General features: G+C 73.5%; 23 protein-coding genes. 14 read left to right on the forward strand and 9 right to left on the reverse strand.

The features are described from left to right. Positions 1 to 2 precede the first annotated feature (2 nt). Positions 3 to 698, reverse strand: coding sequence for an NADPH-dependent F420 reductase (locus HAV39_RS25035; protein ID WP_275413976.1), 696 nt, complete (start codon positions 696 to 698; stop codon positions 3 to 5). 117 nt (positions 699 to 815) lie between these two features. Here HAV39_RS25035 and HAV39_RS25040 point away from each other — a divergent pair, with 117 nt between their 5' ends. Both HAV39_RS25040 and HAV39_RS25045 read left to right on the forward strand, forming a co-directional pair. Continuing rightward, positions 816 to 1,739 (forward strand): GNAT family N-acetyltransferase, encoded by a 924-nt coding sequence (locus HAV39_RS25040; RefSeq protein ID WP_191841592.1) that lies wholly within the window; start codon positions 816 to 818, stop codon positions 1,737 to 1,739. A 108-nt stretch (positions 1,740 to 1,847) separates the two neighbouring features. Next, positions 1,848 to 2,900 (forward strand): hypothetical protein, encoded by a 1,053-nt coding sequence (locus HAV39_RS25045; RefSeq protein WP_191841593.1) that lies wholly within the window; start codon positions 1,848 to 1,850, stop codon positions 2,898 to 2,900. Between the two features lie 58 nt (positions 2,901 to 2,958). Here HAV39_RS25045 and HAV39_RS25050 read toward each other — a convergent pair whose 3' ends face one another. The 3 genes from HAV39_RS25050 to HAV39_RS25060 form a co-directional block, all read right to left on the reverse strand. Next, positions 2,959 to 3,516 carry a Rieske (2Fe-2S) protein gene (locus tag HAV39_RS25050; protein ID WP_239120930.1) on the reverse strand — a complete coding sequence of 186 codons (558 nt, stop codon included), beginning with the start codon at positions 3,514 to 3,516 and terminating at the stop codon, positions 2,959 to 2,961. Next, complete coding sequence (locus tag HAV39_RS25055; protein WP_191841594.1) at positions 3,516 to 4,070, reverse strand: DUF6529 family protein; 555 nt, start codon at positions 4,068 to 4,070, stop codon at positions 3,516 to 3,518. The genes HAV39_RS25050 and HAV39_RS25055 overlap by 1 nt, the downstream gene beginning before the upstream one ends. A 66-nt stretch (positions 4,071 to 4,136) precedes the next feature. Continuing rightward, complete coding sequence (locus HAV39_RS25060) at positions 4,137 to 4,826, reverse strand: hypothetical protein (protein ID WP_191841595.1); 690 nt, start codon at positions 4,824 to 4,826, stop codon at positions 4,137 to 4,139. Between the two features lie 214 nt (positions 4,827 to 5,040). Here HAV39_RS25060 and HAV39_RS25065 point away from each other — a divergent pair, with 214 nt between their 5' ends. The 5 genes from HAV39_RS25065 to HAV39_RS25085 all read left to right on the forward strand — a co-directional run bounded on the left by HAV39_RS25065 (position 5,041) and on the right by HAV39_RS25085 (position 10,304). Next, positions 5,041 to 6,690, forward strand: coding sequence for an adenylate/guanylate cyclase domain-containing protein (locus HAV39_RS25065; RefSeq protein ID WP_191841669.1), 1,650 nt, complete (start codon positions 5,041 to 5,043; stop codon positions 6,688 to 6,690). A gap of 67 nt (positions 6,691 to 6,757) precedes the next feature. Beyond that, on the forward strand, positions 6,758 to 7,429 hold the full coding sequence (locus HAV39_RS25070; RefSeq protein WP_191841596.1) for a Crp/Fnr family transcriptional regulator: 672 nt from the start codon (positions 6,758 to 6,760) through the stop codon (positions 7,427 to 7,429). A gap of 81 nt (positions 7,430 to 7,510) precedes the next feature. After that, positions 7,511 to 8,047 (forward strand): hypothetical protein, encoded by a 537-nt coding sequence (locus HAV39_RS25075; protein ID WP_191841597.1) that lies wholly within the window; start codon positions 7,511 to 7,513, stop codon positions 8,045 to 8,047. A gap of 10 nt (positions 8,048 to 8,057) precedes the next feature. After that, positions 8,058 to 8,594 carry a protealysin inhibitor emfourin gene (locus tag HAV39_RS25080; protein WP_191841598.1) on the forward strand — a complete coding sequence of 179 codons (537 nt, stop codon included), beginning with the start codon at positions 8,058 to 8,060 and terminating at the stop codon, positions 8,592 to 8,594. A 75-nt stretch (positions 8,595 to 8,669) separates the two neighbouring features. After that, the gene (locus HAV39_RS25085; RefSeq protein ID WP_191841599.1) at positions 8,670 to 10,304 is read left to right on the forward strand and encodes a RecQ family ATP-dependent DNA helicase; all 1,635 of its coding nucleotides are present in this window, start codon (positions 8,670 to 8,672) and stop codon (positions 10,302 to 10,304) included. A gap of 118 nt (positions 10,305 to 10,422) precedes the next feature. Here the strand turns inward: HAV39_RS25085 and HAV39_RS25090 are convergent, their stop codons facing one another. Next, positions 10,423 to 11,826, reverse strand: a complete 1,404-nt coding sequence (locus HAV39_RS25090; RefSeq protein WP_191841600.1) for an MFS transporter — start codon at positions 11,824 to 11,826, stop codon at positions 10,423 to 10,425. Positions 11,827 to 12,031: 205 nt separating this feature from the next. Between HAV39_RS25090 and HAV39_RS25095 the strand changes: the two genes are divergently transcribed. Beyond that, positions 12,032 to 13,288, forward strand: coding sequence for an NAD(P)/FAD-dependent oxidoreductase (locus tag HAV39_RS25095; RefSeq protein ID WP_191841601.1), 1,257 nt, complete (start codon positions 12,032 to 12,034; stop codon positions 13,286 to 13,288). A gap of 115 nt (positions 13,289 to 13,403) precedes the next feature. Here the strand turns inward: HAV39_RS25095 and HAV39_RS25100 are convergent, their stop codons facing one another. Both HAV39_RS25100 and HAV39_RS25105 read right to left on the reverse strand, forming a co-directional pair. Continuing rightward, positions 13,404 to 14,300 carry an alpha/beta hydrolase family protein gene (locus HAV39_RS25100; protein ID WP_191841602.1) on the reverse strand — a complete coding sequence of 299 codons (897 nt, stop codon included), beginning with the start codon at positions 14,298 to 14,300 and terminating at the stop codon, positions 13,404 to 13,406. A gap of 98 nt (positions 14,301 to 14,398) precedes the next feature. Further along, a complete protein-coding gene (locus HAV39_RS25105; protein WP_191841603.1) occupies positions 14,399 to 15,169 on the reverse strand; it encodes an enoyl-CoA hydratase family protein in 771 nt (256 codons plus the stop codon). A gap of 102 nt (positions 15,170 to 15,271) precedes the next feature. On the opposite strand from HAV39_RS25105, the gene HAV39_RS25110 reads away from it, so the two are divergent. From HAV39_RS25110 to HAV39_RS25120, 3 genes are all read left to right on the forward strand, one after another. Next, positions 15,272 to 16,774, forward strand: coding sequence for a succinic semialdehyde dehydrogenase (locus tag HAV39_RS25110; RefSeq protein WP_191841604.1), 1,503 nt, complete (start codon positions 15,272 to 15,274; stop codon positions 16,772 to 16,774). Between the two features lie 20 nt (positions 16,775 to 16,794). After that, positions 16,795 to 18,654: an AMP-binding protein gene (locus HAV39_RS25115; protein WP_191841605.1), complete on the forward strand. Its 1,860-nt coding sequence runs from the start codon at positions 16,795 to 16,797 to the stop codon at positions 18,652 to 18,654. Between the two features lie 80 nt (positions 18,655 to 18,734). After that, complete coding sequence (locus HAV39_RS25120; RefSeq protein WP_191841606.1) at positions 18,735 to 19,343, forward strand: fasciclin domain-containing protein; 609 nt, start codon at positions 18,735 to 18,737, stop codon at positions 19,341 to 19,343. A 51-nt stretch (positions 19,344 to 19,394) separates the two neighbouring features. On the opposite strand, the gene HAV39_RS25125 is transcribed toward HAV39_RS25120, so the two are convergent. Both HAV39_RS25125 and HAV39_RS25130 read right to left on the reverse strand, forming a co-directional pair. Next, complete coding sequence (locus HAV39_RS25125) at positions 19,395 to 20,015, reverse strand: isochorismatase family protein (RefSeq protein WP_191841607.1); 621 nt, start codon at positions 20,013 to 20,015, stop codon at positions 19,395 to 19,397. Further along, positions 20,015 to 21,208: a CaiB/BaiF CoA transferase family protein gene (locus HAV39_RS25130; RefSeq protein ID WP_191841608.1), complete on the reverse strand. Its 1,194-nt coding sequence runs from the start codon at positions 21,206 to 21,208 to the stop codon at positions 20,015 to 20,017. The genes HAV39_RS25125 and HAV39_RS25130 overlap by 1 nt, the downstream gene beginning before the upstream one ends. 54 nt (positions 21,209 to 21,262) lie before the next feature. Between HAV39_RS25130 and HAV39_RS25135 the strand changes: the two genes are divergently transcribed. From HAV39_RS25135 to HAV39_RS25145, 3 genes are all read left to right on the forward strand, one after another. Further along, on the forward strand, positions 21,263 to 22,147 hold the full coding sequence (locus HAV39_RS25135; protein WP_191841609.1) for a hydroxymethylglutaryl-CoA lyase: 885 nt from the start codon (positions 21,263 to 21,265) through the stop codon (positions 22,145 to 22,147). A 68-nt stretch (positions 22,148 to 22,215) separates the two neighbouring features. After that, positions 22,216 to 23,706: a class I adenylate-forming enzyme family protein gene (locus HAV39_RS25140; protein ID WP_191841610.1), complete on the forward strand. Its 1,491-nt coding sequence runs from the start codon at positions 22,216 to 22,218 to the stop codon at positions 23,704 to 23,706. Continuing rightward, a complete protein-coding gene (locus HAV39_RS25145; protein ID WP_191841611.1) occupies positions 23,703 to 24,554 on the forward strand; it encodes a DUF4437 domain-containing protein in 852 nt (283 codons plus the stop codon). Before HAV39_RS25140 ends, HAV39_RS25145 begins: the two co-directional genes overlap by 4 nt. Positions 24,555 to 24,564: the final 10 nt, after the last annotated feature.

Consider the following 24,564-nt stretch of genomic DNA (forward strand, 5'->3'; position numbering starts at 1 on the left):
CATCAGGCCGCTTCGACGGCGGCGCGGACGGTGGCGGCGGGGGCGGGGGTGCCGTGCTCGTTGCTGAACGGGCCGTACGGGGTGCCGTAGGCAGGGGTGTCGGGCTGGTATTTGCGGCCGCCCGCGCCCAGGGGGCCGGCGTCGACCGCGTCGTAGCCGATCGCGTCCAGGAACGCCGTCACGGCCGCCTTGGCAGCGGGGTCGTCGGAGGCGATGGGCAGCGCGGTGCGGTCCGGCGCACCGGCCGGGCGGGCCAGCGAACCCAGGTGCTTGAAGAAGATGTTGTTGAACACCTTCACCACGTGCGCGCCCGCCAGGTGGCGCTGCAGCAGCTCGCTGCTGCTGGAACTGCCGTCGTCGAGGACCTCGATCTGCCCGTCGCGCTCGGGGTAGTAGTTGTTGGTGTCCATCACGACCTTGCCGGCCAGCGGCTCCGGCGGGACGCTGTCGTAGGCGTGCAGCGGCACGCTGACCAGCACCAGGTCACCCGCCGCGGCGGCCTCGGCAACGGTGCCCGCGCGCGCCCGCGGGCCCAGTTCCGCGGCCAGGTCGGCCAGTGTCTGCGGGCCCCGCGAGTTGCTCAGCACCACGTCGTACCCGGCGGCCACGGCCAGCCTGGCCACGGTGCCGCCGATGTGCCCACTGCCGATCAACCCGATCGTCGTCATCGCCCACTGCCTTCCGCCGTCGCCCGGCATGATCGCCGGCACCACGGTGGTCAACGGTCGACCGGCGCCGACGGTTCCGGGCCTGGCCGGCGCCGTGTCCCGGTGTGACGGATGGACCAAGCGGGCCGGTCCTCGTAGGGTCACGGCATGATCAGCGTGCGCGAGGCGACGGGGCCGGAGATCGAGCGGTGGCGGGCGGAGTGGGCGCGGCGGCTGCGCGAGCGGTACGTCCGGTGCTACACCGACCCGGCGACGATCACCCGGGAGGTCGAGCGCAGCCTCGGCAACCAGCGCGACGACGAGGGCGGGCGCGTGTACGCCGTCGAGGTCGGCGGCGCGGTGGCGGGCTTCCTGGCCCTCGGCGGGTCACGGCCCGGCCGGCCCGAGCAGCGCAGCCTGCACGACCTGTGGCTGGCCCCCGAGCACCGCGGCCGGGGCCTGGGCCGCGCGGCGGTGGCGTGGGCCCGCGAACACGCCGCCGCGGACGGCGGCAGCCGCCTGGCCGTGGTGACCGCACCCGGCGACCCGGCCGCCGACGCGCTCTTCGGCGCGTACCCCCTGCGGGCGCAGCAGATGGTCAAGACCGTGCCCGCCGGGGTGTCCCTGCCCGCCGGCGTCGCCGGGCGGCCGATGACCCCTGTCGACTTCGGGCTGTGGCGGGAACAGGCGATCCGCATGTACGCCGAGGAGATGGCCGCCTCCGGCAGCCGCTCCCCCGCCGACGCGCTGGCGGCGTCCGTCGCCGAGCACGACGAGCTGCTCCCGGAGGGTCTGCGCACCGCCGGCCACGCCCTCTGGTGTGTGACCGCCGGGGACGAGGTCGTGGCCACGATATGGCTGCGGCACGGCTTCGTGCCCGGGATGAGCTTCGTGTTCGGCGTGGACGTGGACCCGGCGCACCGGGGCCGCGGCTACGGGCGCGCCGCGATGCTCGTCGGCGAGCAGGCGACCGCGGCGGCGGGCGACGCCCAGCTCGGGCTGAACGTCTTCGGCCACAACACGATCGCCATGCGCCTCTACGGCTCGATGGGCTACCAGGTCGTCGAGCAGTACCGCGCCGAGGACCTGTAGCCGCGGCGTATTCACTCTCCAGCCAGGTTCCGACAGATTCATTGAGATCGTTAGATCCACATGTTTGCATGTATCGAGTTACCGTCCCGTCACGGAAAGGTATCGGACATGCTAAGACCGACACGCGTGCTCTCCACCCTGGTGGGGATCGTCGCCATGCTCGGCACACTGCTGGTCGCCGGCACGCCCTCGCAGGCTGCCGTGCCGAACCGGTTCGGGTTCGTCCTGTGGAACGGCGCGGCGGTGGTGGCCGGAGGCACCACCCCGGCGGCCACCACGGTCGTCCCGCTGGCCGTCGGCCGCTACCAGGTCACGTTCCCAGGCCAGGCAGCCCCCGGGGGCGTCGTGCACGTCACCGCGATCACCACCGCGCCACGCTGGTGCCAGGCCGAGACCTGGTTCCCGTCCGGCGCCAACGAGATCGCCATCATCCGCTGCTACCGGGTCGGCGGGGTGCCCGACAACAGCGGCTTCAGCGCCTTCTTCACCATGGCCTCAGGCGTCGGGGCGTCCGGGCCCTACGGTTACGTGGACACCCAGCCGACCGGCGTGATCATCAGCCAGTACAACGCGGTGGGCGCGGGCAACCTGGTCACGCCGATGGGTGTGGGCCAGTGGAGCGTGAAGTTCCCGGGCATCGGCTCCGGCGGCCCGATCGACGGCAGCGCGCAGGTGACCGCCGTCGCCACCGCGGGCACTCGCTGCAAGATCCGCAACTGGACCTCGATCCCGGCGCAGCAGGAGGTCACGGTGCTCTGCTTCGACTCGGCGGGCGCCCTGGTCAACAGCCGCTTCACGGTGTCGTACCAGCAGAAGGCGTCGCTCTACGGCGCCGGATTCCCGCCGCAGTACTTCGGCTACCTCTGGAACGCCCCGCCGGTGGGCCCGGCGTTCACCAACTTCAACTCGGTGCTCGGCTACGGCGCGAACACCCTCATCTCGGCAGGTCTCGGCCTGTCCCTGGTCACCTTCCGGCAGATCGGCTTCGCGCCGCTGACCGTGCAGGTCACCGCGGCCGGCTCGAACTCGAACTTCTGCGGCCTGAACTTCCCGTGGACGATCTCGGGCGTCGACCTGTACGTGCGCGACGTCAGCTGCTACACCAACGCGGGTGCGGCCGTGAACACCGGCTTCACCGTCAGCGCCAGCTCGCGCATCTGACGGGCAGTCGAGCAGGGGCACCTTCCTCCACCGGCAACGAGAGGAAGGTGCCCTTCCTTCAGGCGCGGAAGACGCCGGTGGCGTCGGACTTGACACGGATTTCGCGGAGGGGGCGGTTGGCGGGGCCGCCGGCCACGGAGCCGTCGGCGGCGCGGAAGCGGCTGCCGTGGCAGCCGCACTCGATGACGCCGTCGGCGACGCTGGTGACGATGCAGCCCTGGTGGGTGCAGACGGCGGAGAACGCCTTGAACACGCCCGCCTGCGGCTGGGTGACGACCAGGCGCTCGCCTTCGAGCACCACACCGCCGCCCACCGGCACCTTGCCCGCCTCGACCAGCGGCTTGGCCGCGGGCGGGGCGGCGGCGGTGGCGCCGGGACCCGTGGTGCCGGGTGCCGGGCCGGGACCCGTCGTGGCCGGCGCGGGGTCGCCGGGCCCGGTCGTGGCCGGGGCCGGCTCGGGCAGCGGCTCCGCCGCCGTGTTCTCCCCGTACGTCTGGCAGCCCGCCAGCAGCGCGGCCGCCCCGGCCACGCCGGCCAGCACGGCCCGCCGGGACGCGCAGCCGGCCGCGCAGGCGCCGGTGGTCGTGTCGTCGTGCATCGCGGTCTCCCGGTTCATCAGAAACGCACCCCGATCGTGGTGAAGTACCAGAACGACGAGGTCAGCCACAGTCCGATCAGGGCGGTGAACACGGCGCCGCCCAGCAGCGGCAGGGTCCAGCCGGGCAGCCCGCGCTTGGGCAGGCTCAGCATCTTCACCGTGAACGCGCCGAAGAAGAAGCAGCCCAGCAGGGAGTGGGCCAGGGTGCGGGTGTCGTAGGTGGCGAAGCCCAGCGCGTACAGGCAGTGCACCGCCACCGGCACGGTCAGCAGGAACGCGAACCGGCCCGACCAGCGGTGCAGCGGCCCGATCCAGGACGGCACCCGCGGGCCGAACTTGCCCCACATCGCGAACGCGCTGACCAGCTGCACCAGCGCGAGCAGCGCCGCGCCGGTGGCCAGCCACACCTTCACCGTCTGCGGGCCGGAGAAGCCGGCCACGTTCACCGCGATCCCGGTCGGCGTGTGCACGCTGCCGTACACGCCCAGGGTCACCGTCACCACCGCGCCGAGCAGCAGCGGCACGTACAACCCCGCCGCCGAGACCCTGGTACGCCTCGTCTGCTCGCTCATGCCTTCTTCCCTTCCTGCTCGCCGGTGGCGCTGACGGCCACGAGTCGTCTGCGGTGCTCGTCCATGTCAGTTCGCGGTCAGCGGGCCGGTGACGGGTTCAGCGGTGAGCGCCGCGCCGTCGACGGTGACCGCGCCGGTGGCCGGGTCGATCGCGGGTGCGGGCTGCGGCACGTCGTCGACGGTGACGACACCGACCTGGCTGCCGTCGGGCAGCACGATCCAGCCGCCGACGACCTTGGCGTTGCGTACGGTCGCGGTGGCGCGGTAGAGGCCGGACGGCTTGGCGACCGCCTTCACGGTGAAGGTCCACTTGCGGCCGCTCGCGGTGACCGTGCCGGTGGCCTTGCCGCCGCCGAAGGTGCCGACGAGGGTCGCGCCGTTCTTGCCGGTCAGCGACAGCTTGCCGGCCGCGGCGGTGCCCTGCAGCCACACCTCGGCCTTCTTGCCGTCACACAGGTACGCCACCGCGACGCCGTCGGTGACCGAGATCGCGATGGTCGCACCGCCGCCGTCGACGGTGCCCGCCCAGGTGGCGTTCACCTTGGCGGCGGGCACGGCGGCGGGGGACGCCTCCGCCGAGGGCGAGGCCGCGGGCGGCGCGGACTCGGCGGGCGCGCTCGTGGCCGGCGCGGCGCCGAACCCGGCCGGGTCCGGGTCGTCGCCACCCCGTGCGGTGACCGTCAGGTTCACGGTGATCAGCACGGCCGCGAGGGCCAGGCCGGCCAGCAGCGTGAGCAGAGGTCCGTTGCGCTTCATGGTCAGCTCCTAACGCCGCCGGACACAGCACCGGCGACGCGTCCAGACAACCGCGTCAGCGGCTGGGAGTCTGCGTACTAGTCCACACAGCGCATTCGCGACAGTTCTGCGGCGGTGCCGCGGGGCGTAGGGTGTCGGCGTGTCGCGGCCCTTCCTCCCTCCCGCCGTCCAGCCGGTGCGCGCCCTGGTCTGGCTGCTGCACCTCGCGCTGCCGATGGCGGGGCTGTGGCTGCTGCTGGCCGTGCCGGGCGCGGACATCTCCTGGCACGACTCGCACAGCCACTTCTGGCTGGTGCTGGTCGTCGCCGCGGTGAACGTGGTGCTGGGCATCCGGATCTCCGCCGTGGCGCGCAAGCGGGCCGACGCGCGGCTGCTGCTGGTGTCGCTGGCGTTCCTGGCCAGCGCCGGGTTCCTGCTGCTGCACGCGCTGGCCACGCCAGGCGTGCTGGTGCACCACGCCTCCGTCGGCTTCGACCTGTCGCAGCCGGTGGGCCTGGCCGTGGCGTCGGTGTTCGCGCTGGTCTCGTCGCTGCCGCTGGAGGGGGCGCGGGGCACGGCGGTGCTGCGGGCTCGGCCCTACCTGCAAGGCGGGTTGTGGCTGCTGATCCTGGGCTGGGGCGTCGTCGAGCTGCTGGACCTGCCGCCGCTGAGCGCCCGGCCCGGCCCGCGCGACGTGCAGGGCGCGATGGCCTGGGTCACCGCGGCCACCGTCGTGCTCTACCTGGTCGCCGCGCTGCGCTACTTCGCCATGCACCGGCGCAAGCCCGCCGCCATGCTGATCAGCATCGTCACCGCGTTCACGCTGCTGGCCGAGTCGAGCGTGGCGGTGCTGCTGGCGTACAAGTGGCAGCTGTCCTGGTGGGAGTGGCACCTGCTGCTGGCGTTCGCGTTCGGCTTCGTCGCCTACAGCGCGTACGTGCAGTACGGCCGCGAGGGCGGCAGCGCCGGCCTGTTCGACGCGATCACCCTGGACCAGACGGCCCGTGCGATCCGCGCCGAATACGGTGCGGCACTGGAGGAGCTGGTCACCGCGCTGCAGGAGCGCGAGCGCACCGGGGCGGCCACCGGGCCGGTCGCCGCCCGCCTGGCCGAACGCTTCGGGCTCACCGAAGGCCAGACCGCGGTGCTGGACCGGGCCGCGGCGGCGCTGTCGGCCGAGCGGGAGGTGTCGCGCACGCTGGGCACCCTGTTCCGGCACTACCTCTCGCCGGACGTGGCCGCCGCGCTGCTGGCCGACCCCGACCAGGCCGCGCTCGGCGGCGAGGTGGTCGAGGTGACCGCACTCTTCGCCGACCTGCGCGGCTTCACCACGTTCTCCGAGGGCGTCGAGCCGGCCGAGATCGTGCGGATGCTCAACCGCTACCACGGCGTCGCGGTGCCGGCGATCCTCGACAACGGCGGCACCGTGGTGCAGTTCGTCGGCGACGCGCTGCTGGCGCTGTTCAACGCCCCGGCCCGGCAGCCCGACCACGCGCTGCGGGCGGTGCGCGCGGCGCTGGCCATGCAGCGCGGGGTCGACGCGATCGCCGCCGGGCACCCCGACTGGCCGCGGTTCCGGGTCGGCGCGAACACCGGCCCGGCGCTGGTCGGCAACATCGGCAGCGAGCAGCTGCGCGGCTTCAACGCGATGGGCGACGCCGTCAACGTCGCGGCCCGCCTGCAGACGCTCGCCGAGCCCGGCCAGGTCGTCATCGGCGAGGCGACCCGCCTGGCCGCCGGGGCCGCGATCACCGTGCGGCCGCTGGGCGACCTGCCGGTCAGGGGCCGGATCGCCACGGTACGCGCGTACACCGTCACCGGCCTGCACGTCCCGGCACCGGTCCCCGCTCACGCCGCCGACGAGCGCAGCGAGGAGAAGGCGTGAGCGAGCGGAGCGAGCGAACCATGTCGACGCGGACTCACGCCGCCGACGAGCGCAGCGAGGAGAAGGCGTGAGCGGTGGGGACTTCTGGAGCCTGCTGACGCCCGCGGAGCAGGAGCAGTTCACCCGGCGTAGCGCGCTGCGGCGGTGGAGCCGCGGCGAGGTGCTGTGCCGGGAGGCCGACCGCTCGGACTGGGTCGCCATGCTGCGCGCGGGGCGGGTCAAGGCGTCCTCGCACACCGCCGCGGGCGGCGAGGTCGTGCTCGCGGTACGCGGCCCCGGTGCGCTGCTCGGCGAGCTGTCGGCGGTGGACCGGGCGCCGCGTTCGGCCACGCTGACCGCGCTGGAGCCGGTGACGGCGCTGGTCATGGCATTGCCGGAGTTCGAGGCATACCTGCAGGCCCACGGCCGGGTGGCGTTCCTGCTGATGCGGCTGCTCACCGAACGGCTGCGCGACGCCGACCGCAAGCGTGTCGAGTTCGGCGCGCAGGACAGCACCGGCCGGGTCGCCGCGCGCCTGGTCGAGCTGGCCGAGCGGTTCGGCCGCCCCGACGGCGACGTTATCGCCATCGCACTGCCGCTGTCACAGGACGAGCTGGCAGGCTGGGTCGGCGCGTCCCGGGAGGCGGTCAGCAAGGCGCTGGGCGTGCTGCGCAGCGCCGGATGGATCCGCACCAGCCGGATGTCGGTGACCGTGCTGGATCTCGCCTCGTTGCGGGCACGTGCCGGAATGTCCGGTTGATCTCTCAGATGTCACCGGCTCGACGGATCCGGCCGCGTTGCGAGCGCGCGCCCGGCCGACGGGTTGAGTAGATTGCCCTCTGTGCACCGTTCATCGATTGTCCGCCCGGCACGCCGCACGTTGTGGGCGGCGGCCGTGGTCGCGGCGATGCTGCCGGCGCTCGCCGCGTGCTCCGGCGGCGAGCAGGCCGTGCGCGACCCCGGCCCGGTCGAGCACGGCGCCCTCATCAACGTGGTCCGCAACGGCGGGCGGCCGTTTCGCGACGAGAGCGCCATGGTGTTGCCGGACGGCTCCTGGCGCTCCTACCGCAGCGGCCAGGACAAGGCGTCCGGCACGCTGACCCCGCAGCAGCAGGCGCAGCTGACCGCGCTGCTGACCGATCCGCGCCTGCGCGACGAGGGGCGCCAGAGCCACCCGCCGACCTCCTGCCCGGACGCCTTCCGCGTCTGGCTGTATGTCGTGCACCCGGACGGCAACGTCACGATCGGCTACGCCGAGTGCCCGGACGCCACGGCACCCCCGGTCGCCGCGGGCATCGCCAACCTGCTGATGGACGCGACCGACTGGGTCGGAGCCCGGGCCATGGCCGCCGGCCCGGCGGTCCACCAGGGCGCATAGACTGACAGGCATGAATGAAGCACCGCCGTCCGGCAACCGGCCCGCGATCCGGGCCGTCCCAGCACACATGACCGCACTGCGTTTCGCCGCCCTCGCGGCGCTGCTGGCGCTCACCACGGCCTGCGCGCCCGGCCCCGCGGCTCCCGGCGCCTCACCCAGCCCCGGCGGGTGGTTCTCGCCCACGCCCGCCACGGTCGTCGTGCACCGCACGGGTGGCTTCGCCGGCGTCGACGACCAGATCACGGTCGACCCGGCGGGCAGGTGGACCGCAACCGACCGCGCCAAAGCCAACAAATCGGGTGAACTGACCACATCGGAGCAGGCGCAGCTGCAGACCCTCGCCGCCGACCCGCGCCTGGACACCGAGGCCGCGCGTCCCACCACGCCGACCAACTGCGCCGACGCCTTCCAGTACACCGTCACCGTGGACCGGACGGGCCGCCACGGAACGGTCACCGTCGCGTTCACCGACTGCCCCGGTGACGAAAATCTGCCAGAGGCCGCCGCCGCGATAGCGAACCTGGTCACGGGCGCTGTCGACCGCTGATCTTCATCCATACGCGTCTACGGACAGCATGTCGGTGACGTTTGCGTGTCGGCGGAACTGGTTAGAGTCGCGGCGATGATGTTCTTATTCCGCTCCCTGCGCCTGCGTCGCGCCGCCCGTGACCACTTCGGCTGGAACCGGTTGCGGCCCGCGCAGCTGGACGCCATGCGCGCCCTGCTGCGCGGCCGCGACGCGGTGGTGGTGCTGCCCACCGGTGGCGGAAAGTCGGCCGTCTACCAGGTCACCGCGTCCCTCCTGAAGGGACCGACCGTGGTGATCTCCCCGCTGCTGGCACTGCAGCAGGACCAGATCGCCAACCTCAACGATCGCGGCAACCCGGCCCTGCGGGCGGTGCGGATCAGCTCCGCGGAGACCCCCGCGAAGCAGGCCGCGGCCCTGCAGGAGCTGCGCGCGGGCACGGCCCGGTTCCTGTTCATCACGCCCGAGCAGCTCAGCTCGCCGGAGCGGATGGCTGAGGTGAAGGCGCTGCGCCCGAAGCTGGTCGCGGTGGACGAGGCGCACTGCATCTCGTCCTGGGGCCACGACTTCCGGCCCGACTACCTCACGATCGGGCATCTGATCCGGGGGCTGGGCCGCCCGCCGGTGGTGGCGCTGACGGCCACCGCGTCGCCGCCGATGCGCGAGGACATCATCGCCCGCCTCGGGCTGCGCAAGCCCAAGGTGGTGCTGACCGGGCTGGACCGGCCCAACCTGTTCCTGGAGTCGACGCACTGCCCCAGCGAGGACTACCGCTGGCGGCGGCTGCTCAAGCTGCTGGAGGAGGCCACCCCGCCGGGCATCGTGTATGTGCCGACCCGCCGCGCCGCCGAGGAACTGGCCCAGCGGCTCAACGACGCCGGCCACGAGGCCACGGCATACCACGGCGGCATGGCGGCCGGGGTGCGCGCCCGCGCGCACGAGGCGTTCCTCGCCGACCGAGTGCCGATCATGGTCGCCACGTCGGCGTTCGGCATGGGCATCGACAAGCCGAACATCCGCTTCGTCGCGCACATGGCCCTGCCTGATTCGCCCGACAGCTACCTGCAGGAGATCGGCCGGGCCGGCCGCGACGGCGACCCGGCGCACGCGCTGCTGCTGCACCGCGCCGAGGACGTGGCCCTGCAACGCTTCTTCAACGGCGGCGCGCCCGATCTGGCCGAGCTGCGCACCGTGGCCGCGGCCCTGCACAGCGGCCCGGTCACCAAGACGGCACTGGCGAAGACCACCGGCTACAACGCCCGCAAGCTCGCCGCGCATCTGAGCCTGCTGGAGCAGGTCGGCGCGGTCGCGACCGGGACCAAGGGCGAGCTGAGCGTGCCGCGCTTCGCGCCGCTGCCCGACCAGGCCGCCCGGGACGCGATCGCCGAGCACGGGCGATACCAGGCGGGCCAGCGCTCGCGCACCGACATGATGCGCCGGTTCGCCGAGATGCGCGGCTGCCGGGTGCAGGCCCTGCTGGGCTACTTCGGCGAGCAGCTCAACGACACCTGCGGGCACTGCGACAGCTGCCACGAGGGCACCTCGGAGGTGCTGCCCGACGACGTGCCGTACCCGCTGCACAGCACGGTGCGCCACGCCGACTGGGGCACCGGCATGGTGCTCGGCTACGAGAAGGACCGGATGACGGTGCTGTTCGACGAGGTCGGCTACAAGACCCTGGCGGTCGCCGTGGTCACCGCGCAGAAGCTGCTGGTCGTGGAACGCGGCTGACACCATCGGGCGCGACCGGGCAAGGTCGGTGCGCCCTGGCCTTGATCGCCCGACTTGCCTGGCAGGTGTGCGCGTATCTCGCACCTTCATCCGCCCACCTGCCTGGCAAGTCGAACGATCAAGAGGGCGTGTCGCGGGTGGACAGCGCAGCGGCGGCATCGGCGTCGTAGCCGGGCCAGGCCCGGAGCACGATCAGGCTGCCGACCACCAGCGGCGCGATGACCACGGCGTACGCCAGGCGCAGCGAGCCGGTGGCGTCGGAGGCCTCGCCGATGAGCCACGGGCCGAGCGCGCCGCCCAGCGTGATCACCGACTGGAGCACCGCGAAGCCCAGGCCGCGCCGGGAGGCGGCGACCACGTCGGCGTTGGCCGCGGTCAGGTTCGCGATGGCGCCGGCGAAGCCGACGTTGGCGAGTCCGAAGCAGACCACCTGCGGCACGAACGGGCCGACCGCCACGGCTCCGGCCAGCGCGACGGTGCCGAACAGCAGCGACGATCCGCCGAGCCGCACCCGCCAGCCGGGACGGCGGCCGTGCCCGCGGTCGCCGAGCCAGCTGCCCAGGCCGATGCCGGCGAGGATGCCGACCAGGCCCGCGCCGCCGCCGACCGCGGCCGACGCGGCCTCGTCGAGCCCGAATTCGCGCTGGTAGAACGACGGCATCCAGAAGAACAGCCCGCCCAGCCCGAAGAACAGGATGCTCAGCCCGCTCACCACGGACCGCAGCGTGCGGATGCCCCACAGCTCTCGCACCTGCGCCACCAACCCCGACATCGCCGGCTTTAGCCCGGATCGGGCCGCCGGGGCGGTCACGGGCGGCAGTCCGGTCGGCGGCTCCGCGGCCGGATCGGCGTACCAGGAGCTGAGGCGGTCGCCGATGCCGCGGACCGGTTCGCGGACCGTGAGCATGAGCACCGCGATGACCGCGCCGGGAATGGCGACGAGGAAGAAGCCGGTGCGCCAGTCGTACGCCTTCGCCAGCGCCCCGCCCGCAATGACGCCGATCGGCAGGCCCGCGAAGTAGGCGGCGCGTTCGAGCCCGTAGGCGCGGGCCCGGCTGGGGCCCGGGTAGAGGTCGCCGAGCAGGCTGGACGCGGGCGGGTTGTAGAGCTGCCCGGCCGCGCCGAGCAGCACCCGCACGCCGAACAGCATCGCGTAGGAGCCGGCCAGGCCGGTGCCGAGGGTGAGCAGCGCCCACACCGCGACCACGGCGGCCACGGTCCAGGTGCGCCGCCCGGTGTCGGCCAGCCGCCCGGCGGGCAGCAGCAGGAGCACCGCCGCGATCGCCCCGGCGGTGGCGATGGCCCCGGCCGCGCCGTCGTCGAACCCGAATTCGCGCTGGATCGCCGGCAGCGCCCCGGCCAGCAGGTTGTACTCGATCCGGTCGATCAGCGCGACCAGCGCGATGCAGACCGCGGGCCACCAGCCGAACGGGGCGGCACGCCCCCGGGTGACCCGCACCGGGGGCCGCCCCGCATACGCGGCGATCTCGCGGACCTGCTCGTCGACGGCGGGGACGGCCATGCGCCTACCTCCAGGGCTCGACCGGGCGACCCGGCAGCTGCCCGCGTCTCGTCCACGCCGAGGTGTCCCGCGGCAGCCACCGGATCCGGTGCCGAGCATCCTACGTATGGGAAACGGCGTTTCGCCAGAGGGAACCGACCTGCGGGGATCGACGCAGTCCACCGAAACCCGCTGCACCGCAGGTGCGGCGGCCTAGCCTGAGGACATGGCGGAACACTGGGACGTGGCCGTCGTCGGCGCGGGCCTGGCAGGGCTGACCGCCGCGCGGCGGATCGCCGACGCCGGGCTGCGGGTGACCGTGCTGGAGGCGTCCGACGACGTCGGCGGGCGGGTGCGCACCGACGCCGTGGACGGCTTCCTGCTGGACCGGGGCTTCCAGACGATCTGCCCGGCCTACCCCGCGCTGCAGGTGGAGTGCGACCTGGCCGACCTGCACCTGCGGCCGTTCACGCGCGGGGTGGCGGTGCACTGGGCCGGACGCACCCACGACCTGCGCCCCGGCCCGACCGCGGCGCTCGCGCTGGCCTCCGGGCTGGTGCCGGCGGCCGACGGGCTGACGCTGGTCGAGCTGGCCGCCCGGGACACGCTCGGCTCCACCGCGGCGGTGCTGCGCCAGCCGGACGTGAGCACCCTCGACGAGCTGAAGGCGGCCGACCTCGCGCCCGCGACGGTGGACCGGGTGCTGCGCCCGTTCCTGGCCGGGGTGTTCCTGGAGGACCGGCTGGACACGTCGGGCCGCTTCTTCCATCTCATGTGGCGCATGTTCCTGCGCGGCGGCGCCGCCGTGCCCGCGCAGGGCATGCAGGCGCTGCCCCGGCTGCTCGCGACGAAACTGCCCGGCGGGACCGTGCGCTGCGAGGCCCGGGTGCGGCAGCTGACCCCGCACGGCGTGGCGGTGGCGGGCGGCGAGGAGATCCTCGCGCGGGCCGTCGTCGTGGCCACCGACGGAGCCACCGCGGCGGCGCTGCTGCCCGGCCTGCGCGCACCCGCCTGGCACGGGGTGACCACGTTCTACCATGCCTGCTTCGGTGCGCCGTCCGCCCACCCGCTGCTGACCGTGGACCCCGGCGGGGCCGGCCTGGTGACCAACACGGTGGTGCTCACGGCCGCCGCGGCCGGGTACGCCACCGACGGCCGGGCGCTGATCGCCACGTCCACCCTGGACACGGCCACCCCGATCGACGCGTTGGAGCGCTCGGTCCGCGCCCGGCTGGCCGTGCTGTACGACGTGCCGACGGCCGGTTGGCAGTTCCTGGACGCGTATCGCATCCCGCACGCGCTGCCCGCGATGCCCGCACCGCACCGCATGCGCCGCCCCGTGCGCCACGGCTACGGCCGGTACGTCTGCGGTGACCACCGCGACACCAGCTCGATCCAGGGCGCCCTGGTCTCCGGCCGGCGCACGGCGAACGCGGTCCTGGCCGACCTGGGAGCACGGGTCTACGCGGCCGGCCGGGTCTGATTCCCGGCTGTCCCGGACGGCGGGGCCGTGGTGCCTCGCGCGGACCGGGCGGGCGAAGACCCCGGCGCCGGGCGCGTGCCGCGATCGGCGGACGCGCCCGGCACCCCAGGTTCACCTAGGCGACGCCCTCGAACACGACCTGTGGGTCGCCGGTCGCGCCCGGGCCCCACACGGCGTCGTAGGCCGTGGCGTCCCCGGCCAGGTAGTAGCGGAACCAGTCGGTCAGCACCCGCCGCGTGATCTGCAGCTGGACGGCGCGGGTGATGGTGCCGCTGTCGCAGAAGGCCGACGAGCTGTCGATGAAGCCGCAGTGGAAGCCGCCGACGATGGTGCGCAGCTGCTTGGGCGCGGGCTTGGCGGTGTAGATCGGACGCTGGTGGCTCGCGATCGGCGCGGTGCCGTCCTTCTGCCCGGCGACCAGCATCATCGGCACCCGCACCGAGGCCGCGGCGGTGGCCGCCGACGGGTTGGTCTCCGCGGCCGCGAGGTTGGCGACCGTGGTGACCGCGGGGTTGCGGGAGGCGGCCAGCACGCTCGCACCACCGCCCATCGAGTGGCCGGACAGGCCCAGCCTGGTGGTGACGATGTGCGCGTTGAAGCGCGAACCCGCCGTGGCGTCCTGCGCGACCAGCCAGGTGAGCTGCGCGTTGAGGTCGTCGGCGAAGGCACTGTGGCTCGGGAACAGGCTGCCCTGCGAGGTCGGCGCGGCCACCACGAAACCCCACGAGGCCAGGTGCTGCATGGTGCTGTAGTACTTGCTCACGCTCTGCAGGAAGCCGTGCCCGAAGGCGATGGCCGGGAAGCGCCCGGCGGCCACGGCCGCGTTCTGCCCCGCGGTCGCCGCCGGGTAGTAGATCCGGGCGCTGAAGGAACGCCCGGAGGCGCTGACCGAGGCGTCGACGTAACCCACGGCGTACGCGCCGGGGGTGGAGCTGTCGGCCGCGGCGGGCGAACCGGCGCTCGCCACCGCGGCGGCGATCATTGCCAGCACGAGGATCGCTCGTCTGATCATCACTGTTCCTCTCGTCGAGGGAATCTGGTTCGCACAGTGGAACACCGTTTCCCTAAACGAGACAAGAAATGATTTATGCCAACATATCGATATGCAGGTCAGGCCGCCCACGACGGCTTGCGCCGTTGCAGGAACGCCGTCATGCCCTCGACCGCCTCGTCGGTGGCGAACAGCCGCGCCGACTCCTCGGCCAGCCGCGTCCCGTGCTCGTCCAGCACGCGCCGGACAGCCGCCGTGGTCAGCAGCTTGGACGCGGCGAGGCCCTGCGGCGAGGCCGCACGCAGCCCGGCCAGCACGTCGGCCAGCAGCACGTCCACGTCGTCCCCGGCCAGGGTGACCAGGCCGCAGGCGACCGCCGCCGCTGCGTCGAACACCTCGCCGGTCAGGTAGTAGCGCGCGGCGGCGCGTTCAGGCATCCGGGTGAGCGTGGTCAGCGAGATCACCGCGGGGGCGACCCCCAACCTGGCCTCGGTGAACGCGAACCCGGACGCGGGCCCGGCCAGCGCGATGTCGCACGCCCCGAGCAGGCCCAGCCCGCCCGCGCGCACCTGGCCGTCCACCCGCGCCACCACCGGTTTCGGCAGCTCGACGATGGCCCGCAGCAGCCCCAGCAGGCGCGCCGTGCCCTCGGCGATCCCGCCGCCGGCGGCCTCGGCCAGGTCCGCGCCCGCGCAGAAGACGCGGCCGGTGTGGGTCAGCACCACGGCACGCACGCCGGGGTCGGCAGTCGCGACGGCCAGCGCCTCGCCGAGCTGCGCGACGAGCGCCGCGGACAGGGCGTTGCGGTTGTGCGGGGAGTCCAGCGTCAGCGTCGCGACGCCGCGCTCCACGGTCGAGGTCACGAGGTTCGGCACGGCGTCCACCCTCATCACCGCGTCCATAAAAGTCAAGCACGCTTGATTTATCTCGCGTTGACCTGCATTGATGCGACGAGCTCTTGCGTTTGCGGCACGAAGGGCTACCGTGCACGCATGGGCACCCCTGCATGCCGCGGGGCCGACGCCGTTCCGCTGGCGCCGCTCACCGGCGAGCCCCTCCCGCCCGTGCGGCAGTCCACTGCCGACGACGTCGCGCTGGCCTACGTCCGGGCCCGCGCGGCCCAGTCGGGCTGGGCGGCGCTGCCGCCGCGCGGGCGCGCCCGCCCGGTGCGCCGCTTCGCGGAGCTGCTGCTGCGCCGCCAGGACGAGATCCTCGACCTGGTGCAGCGTGAGACGGGCAAGGCCCGGCTGCACGCGCACGAGGAGGTGCTGGACGCGGCGCTGGTCAGCACCTACTACGCCCGCCGCGCGCCGCGCCTGCTGCGCCCGCGCCGCCGTGGCGGCGCGCTGCCGCTGCTGACGTACGCCGTCGAGGTGCGGCATCCGCTCGGTGTGGTCGCCGTGATCACGCCGTGGAACTATCCGCTGGCGCTCGCCGTGACCGACATCGTGCCGGCGCTGCTGGCCGGGAACGCGGTGGTGCACAAGCCGGACACCCAGACCGCGCGGACCGCGGCCTGGGCGCGGGACCTGATGACCGAGGCCGGGCTGCCGGACGGGGTGTGGCAGCAGGTCACCGGCGAGCCCGCGGACATCGGCGACGCGCTGCTCGACGGCGCGGACCACCTGTGCCTGACCGGTTCCACGGCCGCGGGCCGGGCGGTCGCGGCGGGGGCCGGGCGGCGGCTGATCGGCTGCTCGCTGGAGCTCGGCGGCAAGAACTCCCTGCTGGTGCGCGCTGACGCCGACCTCGACCAGGCCGCCCAGGCCGCCGTACGGGCCTGCTTCGCCAGCGCCGGGCAGCTGTGCCTGTCCGCCGAGCGCATCATCGTGCACGAGCGCGTGCACGACGCGTTCCTGGACCGATTCCTGCCGCTGGTGCGCGGGCTGCGGCTGGCCGCGCACCTGGACTACGGCCCGCAGATGGGCTCGCTGAGCCTGCCGCGCGTGCTGGCCACGGTGCGCCGCCACGTCGAGGACGCGACCGGGCGCGGCGCGGTGGTGCTGGCCGGCGGCTCGGCCCGCCCCGACCTCGGGCCGCTGTTCCACGAGCCCACCGTGCTGGCCGGGGTCACCCCGGACATGGCGGTGTATCGCGAGGAGACGTTCGGTCCGGTGGTGGCCGTGTTCGCGGTGTCCGGCGACGACGCCGCGGTCGAGCTGGCCAACGACACCGAGTACGGCCTCAACGCCGCCGTGTTCAGCCGGGACACGGGCGCGGCGCGGGCGCTGGCCCGGCGGCTGCGGGCCGGGACCGTGAACATCAACGAGGGCTACGCCGCCGCGTACGCCTCGCACGACGCGCCCATGGGCGGCATGAAGTCGTCCGGCCTCGGACGCCGCCACGGCACGGCCGGGCTGCTCGCCTACACCGCCCCGCAGACCATCGCCCACCAGCGCCTGAATCTCACCCCGCCGGCCGGTCCCGGGCAGGCCCGCTACGCCCGCGCGCTGACCGTCGCGGTGCGCGCCATGCAGTTGCTGCACCTGCGCTGATCCGTTCCGGAGAGGACCCGATGCACCCCGCCACCCCGCCCGCCGCGGGCCCGACGCCACCGGGCGCGCCCTCACCCGGCGCGGTCCCGCAGGCCGCGTCGCGCACCTTCGACGACCCGGAGCTCGTGCCGCCGAGCAGCAAGCATGCCGCGACGCTGTGCGCGGCGTTCCAGGCGACCGCGTCGGCCGCGCCCGATGACATCGCGCTGGGCGCTTACGGCTCCGACGTGGAGCTGACCTGGCGCGAGTACGCCGACCGGGTGCGGGCCATCGCGGCTGGCCTGGCCGGGGCGGGTGTGCGCCGGGGGCAGACGGTCGCGCTGATGCTGGCCAACCGGCCCGAGTTCCACCTCGCCGACACGGCCGCGATCCACCTCGGCGCGGTGCCGTTCTCGGTCTACAACACGTCCTCGCCCGCGCAGATCGCCTACGTGCTCGACAACGCGCAGGCCCGGGTCGTCGTCTGCGAGCAGCAGTACGCGGCGCGCATCGTGGCCAGCGGGGCGCGCTACGACCACCTGGTCTGCGTGGACGGCCGGCCCGACGGCACGATCACCCTCGACGGGCTGTGCGCGCTGGCCGAACCGGGTTTCGACTTCGACGCCGCGTGGCGTGCCGTGCAGCCCGACGACCTGCTCACCCTCATCTACACCTCGGGCACCACCGGTCCGCCCAAGGGCGTCGAGCTGACCCACGCCAACCTGCTGGCCGAGGCGGACGCGGTGACCGCGCTGTTCCCGCTGCACCGCGCCGACCACGGGCTGTCCTACCTGCCCGCCGCGCACGTCGCCGACCGCCTGGCCAGCCACTACCTGCAGCTGCTCTACGGCGCGCGGATCACCTGCCTGGCCGACCTGACCCAGCTCGGCGCGGCCCTGGCCCAGGTGCGCCCGACGTACTGGGCGGCGGTGCCGCGGGTGTTCGAGAAGATGCGCGCCCGCATCACCGACGCCCTGCTCGACGCGCCCGCGCCGCGGCGGTGGGCGTTCCGGCTGGCGCTGCGGTGGGGCCGGGGCAGGCGGGGCGGCCCGGCCGCGCGGGCGCTGGCGCGGATCGCGGACCGGCTGGTGCTCGGCCAGGTGCTGGCCCGGCTGGGCATGGACCGCATGCGCTGGGCGATGTGCGGGGCGGCCGCGCTGCCCGTGCCGGTGCTGGAGTTCTTCCTCGACCTCGGGCTGCCCGTGTGCGAGATCTGGGGCATGTCGGAGACCTGCGGCGCGAGCACGCTCAACCCGCCCGGCGCGATCCGCCCCGGCACCGTCGGCATCCCCGCGCCCGGGGTGCGGGTGCGCCTGGCCGACGACGGCGAGCTGCTGATCCGCGGGCCGCTGGTGACCCGCGGCTACCACCGCGACCCGCAGCGCACCGCCGAGGCGTTCGACGCCGACGGCTGGCTGCGCACGGGGGACGTGGCCGCGATCGACGCCGACGGCTACGTGTCCATCGTGGACCGCAAGAAGGAACTGATCATCAACGCGGCGGGCAAGAACATGTCCCCGGCCAACATCGAGGGCGTGGTCAAGTCGGCGTGCCCGCTGATCGGCGCGCTGGTCGTGGTGGGTGACGGGCGGCCGTACAACGTGGCCCTGATCGTGCCGGATCCCGAGGCGGTGGCGTCGCACACCGCGCGGCACGGCGCGGATACGGTCGCCGACGCGATCGCGGCCGGGGTCGCCGCGGGCAACGCCGAGCTGTCCCGGGTCGAGCAGATCAAGCGGTACGAGGTGCTGGACGCGGTGTGGGCGCCGGGCGGGGACGAGCTGACGCCGACGCTGAAGCTGCGCCGTGCGGCGATCGTCCGCAAGTACGCCTCCGAGATCGACGCACTTTACGCGTCACCCGAAAGATATTCCCCAAGCGCTCAGAAAGCAGAAAACTAAAAAATCCGGCTATACGACCAAACCGCGCCAGGCCCGGTGTCGAATCCCTCCTGAAGTCTCACCGGAGGAAGGACACCGACATGCTCGGCAAGAGGAGGCTGACCGCGCTCGCGGCAGCCGGCGCCTTTGCGTTCCCGCTGGCCTTGACGGCCTGCGGCGCCGACACCATGGCCACCCAGACCACGGGGGGCACCGTATCCGCGATGGCCGCGGAGGAGTTCGGACCCGGCTGCACGGCCGTGCCGAAGGACCCGAACAACCCGGGCAGCTTCGAGGCGATGGCCCAGCAACCCGTGGCGACCGCCGCCTCGGGCAACCCGCTGCTGTCCACGCTGGTCACCGCGGTCAAGCAGGCCGGCCTGGTCGACACGCTCAACAACGCCGAAGCCGTCACCGTCTTCGCGCCGACCAACGACGCGTTCGCGAAGATCCCGAAGGCCGATCTGGACAAGGTGCTGGCCGACAAGGAACTGCTCACGAAGATCCTGACCTACCACGTGGTGGCCGGGAAGACCGCTCCTGAGCAGCTCGCAGGCACCCACAAGACCCTGGAGGGCCAGGACCTGACCGTGTCCGGCAGCGGCGCCGACTTCAAGGTCAACGACAGCACGCAGGTGGTCTGTGGCAACGTGCAGACCCGCAACGGCACGGTGTACATCGTCGACTCCGTGCTGATGCCGCCGTCCTGACCGGATCCCACCGCTCCCCGGCCCGCGCACCGGGCCGGGGAGTACCCGCGCTCACCCGAGCCGGGTCAGCGCCTCGGCCAGGCTCACCACGTCGGCGTACTTGGCGTCGAGGTCGAACAGGTTGGCCTCGTGCGGGCCGGGGTCGCGGTCGGCGCAGGCCTCGCGCGCCACCATGGGCCGGAAGCCGTGCTGCAGCGCGTCCACGGCGGAGGCCCGTACGCAGCCGCTGGTCGAGAAGCCGCCGATGACCAGCGTGTCCACCCGGTGCGCGGTCAGCCACGCCGCCAGCGAGGTGCCCGCGAACGCGCTCGCGTAGTGCTTGAGCACGACGTGCTCCCCCGGCGCGGGGGCGACCTCCGCCGGGAACTCCCCCAGCGGGCTGCCCGCGGCGAACGCCGCCAGCGCGGGCACCTTCGCGGCGAACAGCGGGGCCTCGGCGCAACCGGCGTCGGCGTACCGCACACCGGTCAGCACCACCGGCAGCCCGGCCGCGCGCGCCGCCTTCAGCAGCGCGGCCATCGCCTCCAGCGCGGCCTGCCCGGTGTCGAGCCGCAGCGGCGAACCGTCCGCCGTGTACGCGGCCACCGGGTCGACCAGCAGCACCGCGGGCCGCTCGCCCCAGCCGAGCCGCCGGGCGAACCCGGCCCGCGCGTAGTCGGCGTCCAGCGCCATCAGATGACGCCCCGCTCCCGCAGCTGCGCCCGCTCGGTCTCGGACAGTCCCAGCAGGGTGCCGTACACCTCGTCGTTGTGCTGGCCCAGCGCGGGCCCGGCCCAGCGCACCGCACCGGGGTCGGCCGACAGGCGCGGGGCGACGTTCTGCATGGGCAGCTCGCCGAAGTCAGGGTGCGGCACGCGCACTATCGCCTCCCGGGCCGCGATGTGCGGGTCGGCCAGCATGTCCTTGGCGGTGTAGACCCCGCCCGCCGGGACCCCGGCCTCGTGCAGCGCGGCCAGCAGCTTGTCCGCGGGCTGGGTGCGGGTCCACGCGGCGATCAGGTCGTCCAGCTCGGTCTGGTGCGCGCCGCGGGCACCGTGCGTGGCGTATCGCGGGTCGGTCGCCAGCTCCGGCATCCCCATGACCTCGCACAGCCGCCCGAACACGGTGTCCTGGTTGGCGGCGATCAGCACCTCGGTGCCGTCGGCGGTCGGGTAGGCGTTGCTCGGGGCGACGTTGGGCAGCACCGCGCCGGTGCGCTCGCGCTGGTAGCCGGCCACCGCCCACTCGGGCAGCAGCGACTCCATCATGGCCAGCACGGCCTCGTAGATCGCCGAGTCGACGACCTGGCCGCGCCCGGTGCGCTCGCGGGCGTGCAGCGCCGCCAGGGTGCCGTACGCGGCGTACGTCGCGGCCAGGGAGTCGCCCAGCGAGATGCCGGAGCGCGACGGCGGCCGGTCGGGTTCGCCGGTGACGTAGCGGATGCCGCCCATCGCCTCGCCGATCGAGCCGAACCCGGCCCGCGGCGCGTACGGCCCGGTCTGGCCGTAGCCGGTGACCCGGACCAGGATCAGCCGCGGGTTGATCGCGGACAGCTCGTCCCAGCCCAGCCCCCAGCGCTCCAGGGTGCCGGGGCGGAAGTTCTCCAGCAGCACGTCCGCGTCGGCGACCAGGCGGCGCACCAGGTCCTGGCCTTCGGCGACACGCAGGTTGCAGGTGACGGACTTCTTGTTGCGGGCGACCACCGGCCACCACAGCGACTGCCCGTGCGGCTTCTCCCGGCCCCACTGGCGCATCGGGTCGCCCTTGCCCGGGTCCTCGAGTTTGATGACCTCGGCGCCGAAGTCGCCGAGCAGCTGGCCGCAGAACGGGCCGGCCAGCAGCGTGCCGGTCTCGATCACCCTGATGTCGGATAGTGCGCCTGTCACGGCCGCATCCTATGCTTTGGAAACGCTGTTTCGCCAGAGGGAACCGAGGGTGCCGTGGAGATCGTGGAGGTCGGCCCGCGCGACGGGCTGCAGAACGAGCGGACGCTGCTGTCCACCGAGGTGAAGGTCGAGTACATCACGCGCGCGCTCGCGGCGGGAGTGCGCCGCATCGAGGCCGTCGCGTTCGCCCATCCGGCCCGGGTGCCGCAGCTGGCCGACGCCGAAGCCGTGCTCGACGCGATCCCCCGGCGTGCGGACGTGTCCTACATCGGCCTGGTGCTCAACCGGCGCGGCCTCGACCGCGCACTGGCCTCGGCGGGCGTGGACGAGGTCAACTACGTGCTGGTCGCCACCGATGAGTTCTCGCAGCGCAACCAGGGCATGACCACCGCACGCTCGCTCGCCCAGTGGGACGAGGTCGCCGCCGGCGCCCGCGCGGCCGGGCTGCGCACCACGCTGACCGTCGCCGCCGCGTTCGGCTGCCCGTTCACCGGCGAGGTCGCCGCCGACCACGTCGCGTCGCTGATCGCCCGCGCCGCCGTCGCCCCCGACGAGATCTGCCTGGCCGACACCATCGGTGCCGGTGTGCCGCGCCAGGTCGCCGCGCTGGTCACGGCGGTGCGCGAGGCCGCGCCCGACGTCGCGCTGCGCGCGCACTTCCACAACACCCGCAACACGGGGTACGCCAACGCGCTGGCCGCGCTCGACCACGGCGTGTCGGCACTCGACGCGAGCATCGGCGGCATCGGCGGCTGCCCGTTCGCCCCGGCCGCCACCGGCAACATCGCCACCGAGGACCTGGCCTACCTGCTGGCGCGCTCCGGAATCGAGTCCGGGGTGCGGCTCGACGGGCTTGCGGCGACCGGAACCTGGATCGCCGAACGGCTCGGCATCACGGCCCCGGCCATGCTCGGCCGCGCCGGGAACTTTCCCGCCTAGTCCTGCCCGTGAGGGGCCGGGCGGGACAGGGGTTGCCTCAGAATGGAAACGGTGTTTCCATTCTCGGCATGGTGGATGCTGCCGAGCTGAACATCGCCGGGGGTGTGCGGGAGTTCGCCCGGGCGACCCCGGGCGTCACCGCGGTGATCGACGGCGACCGTCGGCTGAACTACGCCCAGCTCGACGACCGCTCATCCCGGCTCGCGCAGGCACTGCTGGCCCGCGGGCTGCGCGCCGGGGACCGGGTCGCGGTGCTGCTCGGCAACCGCCTGGAGTATCCCGAGATCGCCGCCGCGCTGGCCAAGGCCGGACTGGTGCTGGTGCCGCTCAACCCCCGGATGGCCGGACCCGAGATCGCGTTCATCGTCGAACACTCGCGGGCCCGCGCGATCCTCGCCGACGAGGCGCTGGCCCACCTCGCTCCCGCGCTCGACGTCTCCATCGCGGTCGGCGAGCAGTACGAGCAGGTCCTGGCCGCCGCCGACGCGCGCGACCCGTGGGCGGCGGTGTCCGAGCGCGACCCGTTCTGCGTCGCGTACACCTCGGGGACCACCGGCGACCCCAAGGGCGTGCAGATCTCCCATCGCTCCCGGGTGCTGACCTTCTATGCCGCCGCGCTCGAATGGGGCCTGGGGCCGGGGCGGCGCACCATCGCGGTCGCACCGATGTACCACGGGGCCGGGTTCGCGTTCGCGTACGCGGCGGTGTTCTGCGGCGGCACGGTCAGCATGCTGCGCGGATTCGACGCCGGGAACGTGCTGGAGATGATCGCGCGGGACCGGGCCCAGTCGGTGTTCCTGGTGCCCACGCACGCGCAGCTGATCCGCTCGCTGACCGCCGAACCGGCCGCGCACGCCGAGCTGTCCAGCCTGGACACCCTCTACTTCAACGCCGCCGCGCTGCCCCGCCCGCTCAAGGAGTGGGTGCTCGACGCGTTCCCCGGCGTCGGCGTGCACGAGCTCTACGGCTCCACCGAAGCCGGTGTGATCACCAACCTGCGCCCGGCCGACGCCCGCCGCAAGGCCGGGTCCGTCGGCCACCCGTGGTTCGCCACGCGGGTGCGGGTCGTCGACGACGAGGGGCGGCCGGTGCGGCCGGGCACGCCCGGTGAGCTGTTCAGCCGCTCGCCGTACCTGATGAACGGCTACCTGGACAACGCCGCCGCCACCGCCGCCTGCACCACCCCGGACGGGTTCATGACCAGCGGCGACATCGTGGTGGTCGACGACGAGGGGTTCATCTCCATCGTCGACCGCAAGAAGGACGTGATCATCACCGGCGGCGTCAACGTGTACCCGCGTGACGTCGAGGAGGCGCTGGTCACGCATCCCGGCGTGGTCGAGGCCGCCGTCGTCGGGGTGCCCGACGAGCACTGGGGCGAGCGGATCGTCGCGCACGTGGTGTGCCGCGAAGCCGTCGCGACCGCCGACCTCGACGCGCACCTGCGCGCCCGGCTGGCCGGCTACAAGGTGCCCAAGTCCTACGAATTCCCCGGCACGCTGCCCCGCAACGCCGCCGGAAAGGTGTTGAAACGACAGTTGAGGAGCGAACCGCAGTGAGAGCGCACGTAGAACTGATCCACGAGGACGACTACATCTGGCACGTCGGCGAGCTGCCGTACGGCGAGGGCAAGGTGCGCGAGCGCCGCCTGTCCGTCGACGAGGAGGACGGCTCGTCCTCGCTCTCGCTGGACTTCCCCGCCGACTGGGGCCGCGGCGGCGGCGTGCCGCACGCGAACACGGAGTTCTACGTTGTCTCGGGCTCGCTGTCCTACGGCGGCACCGAGCTCGGCGCGGGCGGCTACGTGCAGGTGCCGCGCGGCGTGCCGATGGACTGGATCAAGGTGCGGGAGGGCAGCCGGGTGCTGCACTGGCGCGAGTACGGCGACTGCGGGTTCGACCCCGGCGCGCGGCGGTGGGCCGACGCGGTGGGCGAGGTGACCGTGGTGGACGCCAACAGGATGGAGTGGACCGAGGCGCCCAGTGTCGGGCCGCTCACGCCGCTGTACATCAAGCTGCTGCACCGCGACCCGAAGACCGGCTTCTACACCCGGCTCATCCGGGCGAAGAAGGGCTGGACCGACCACCGGCTCGCGCACCACCCGTGCTACGAGGAGTTCTACACCCTCGGCGGCAAGATGGCGTACAACTTCGGCGACATCGACGACGGCACGTACTGCTTCCGCCCAGCCGGGGTCAAGCACGGCCACTTCATCGCCGAGACCGACATCGACTGGATCATCCGGTCGGACGGCGAGCTGATCAACTGGTACACCACCGAAGAGTGGGTCAAGTGGGGCGGCCACGCGGAGAACTACGACGACCACAACCACGACCACCTGCCGGTCATCTCCACGCTGCCGGTGCGCTCCCGCTCGCGCGGCGAGTGGAGCGGCGACGGCATGTGACCGACGTGTG

The organism is Catellatospora chokoriensis, assembly GCF_011297315.1.
Lineage (GTDB): Bacteria > Actinomycetota > Actinomycetes > Mycobacteriales > Micromonosporaceae > Catellatospora > Catellatospora citrea.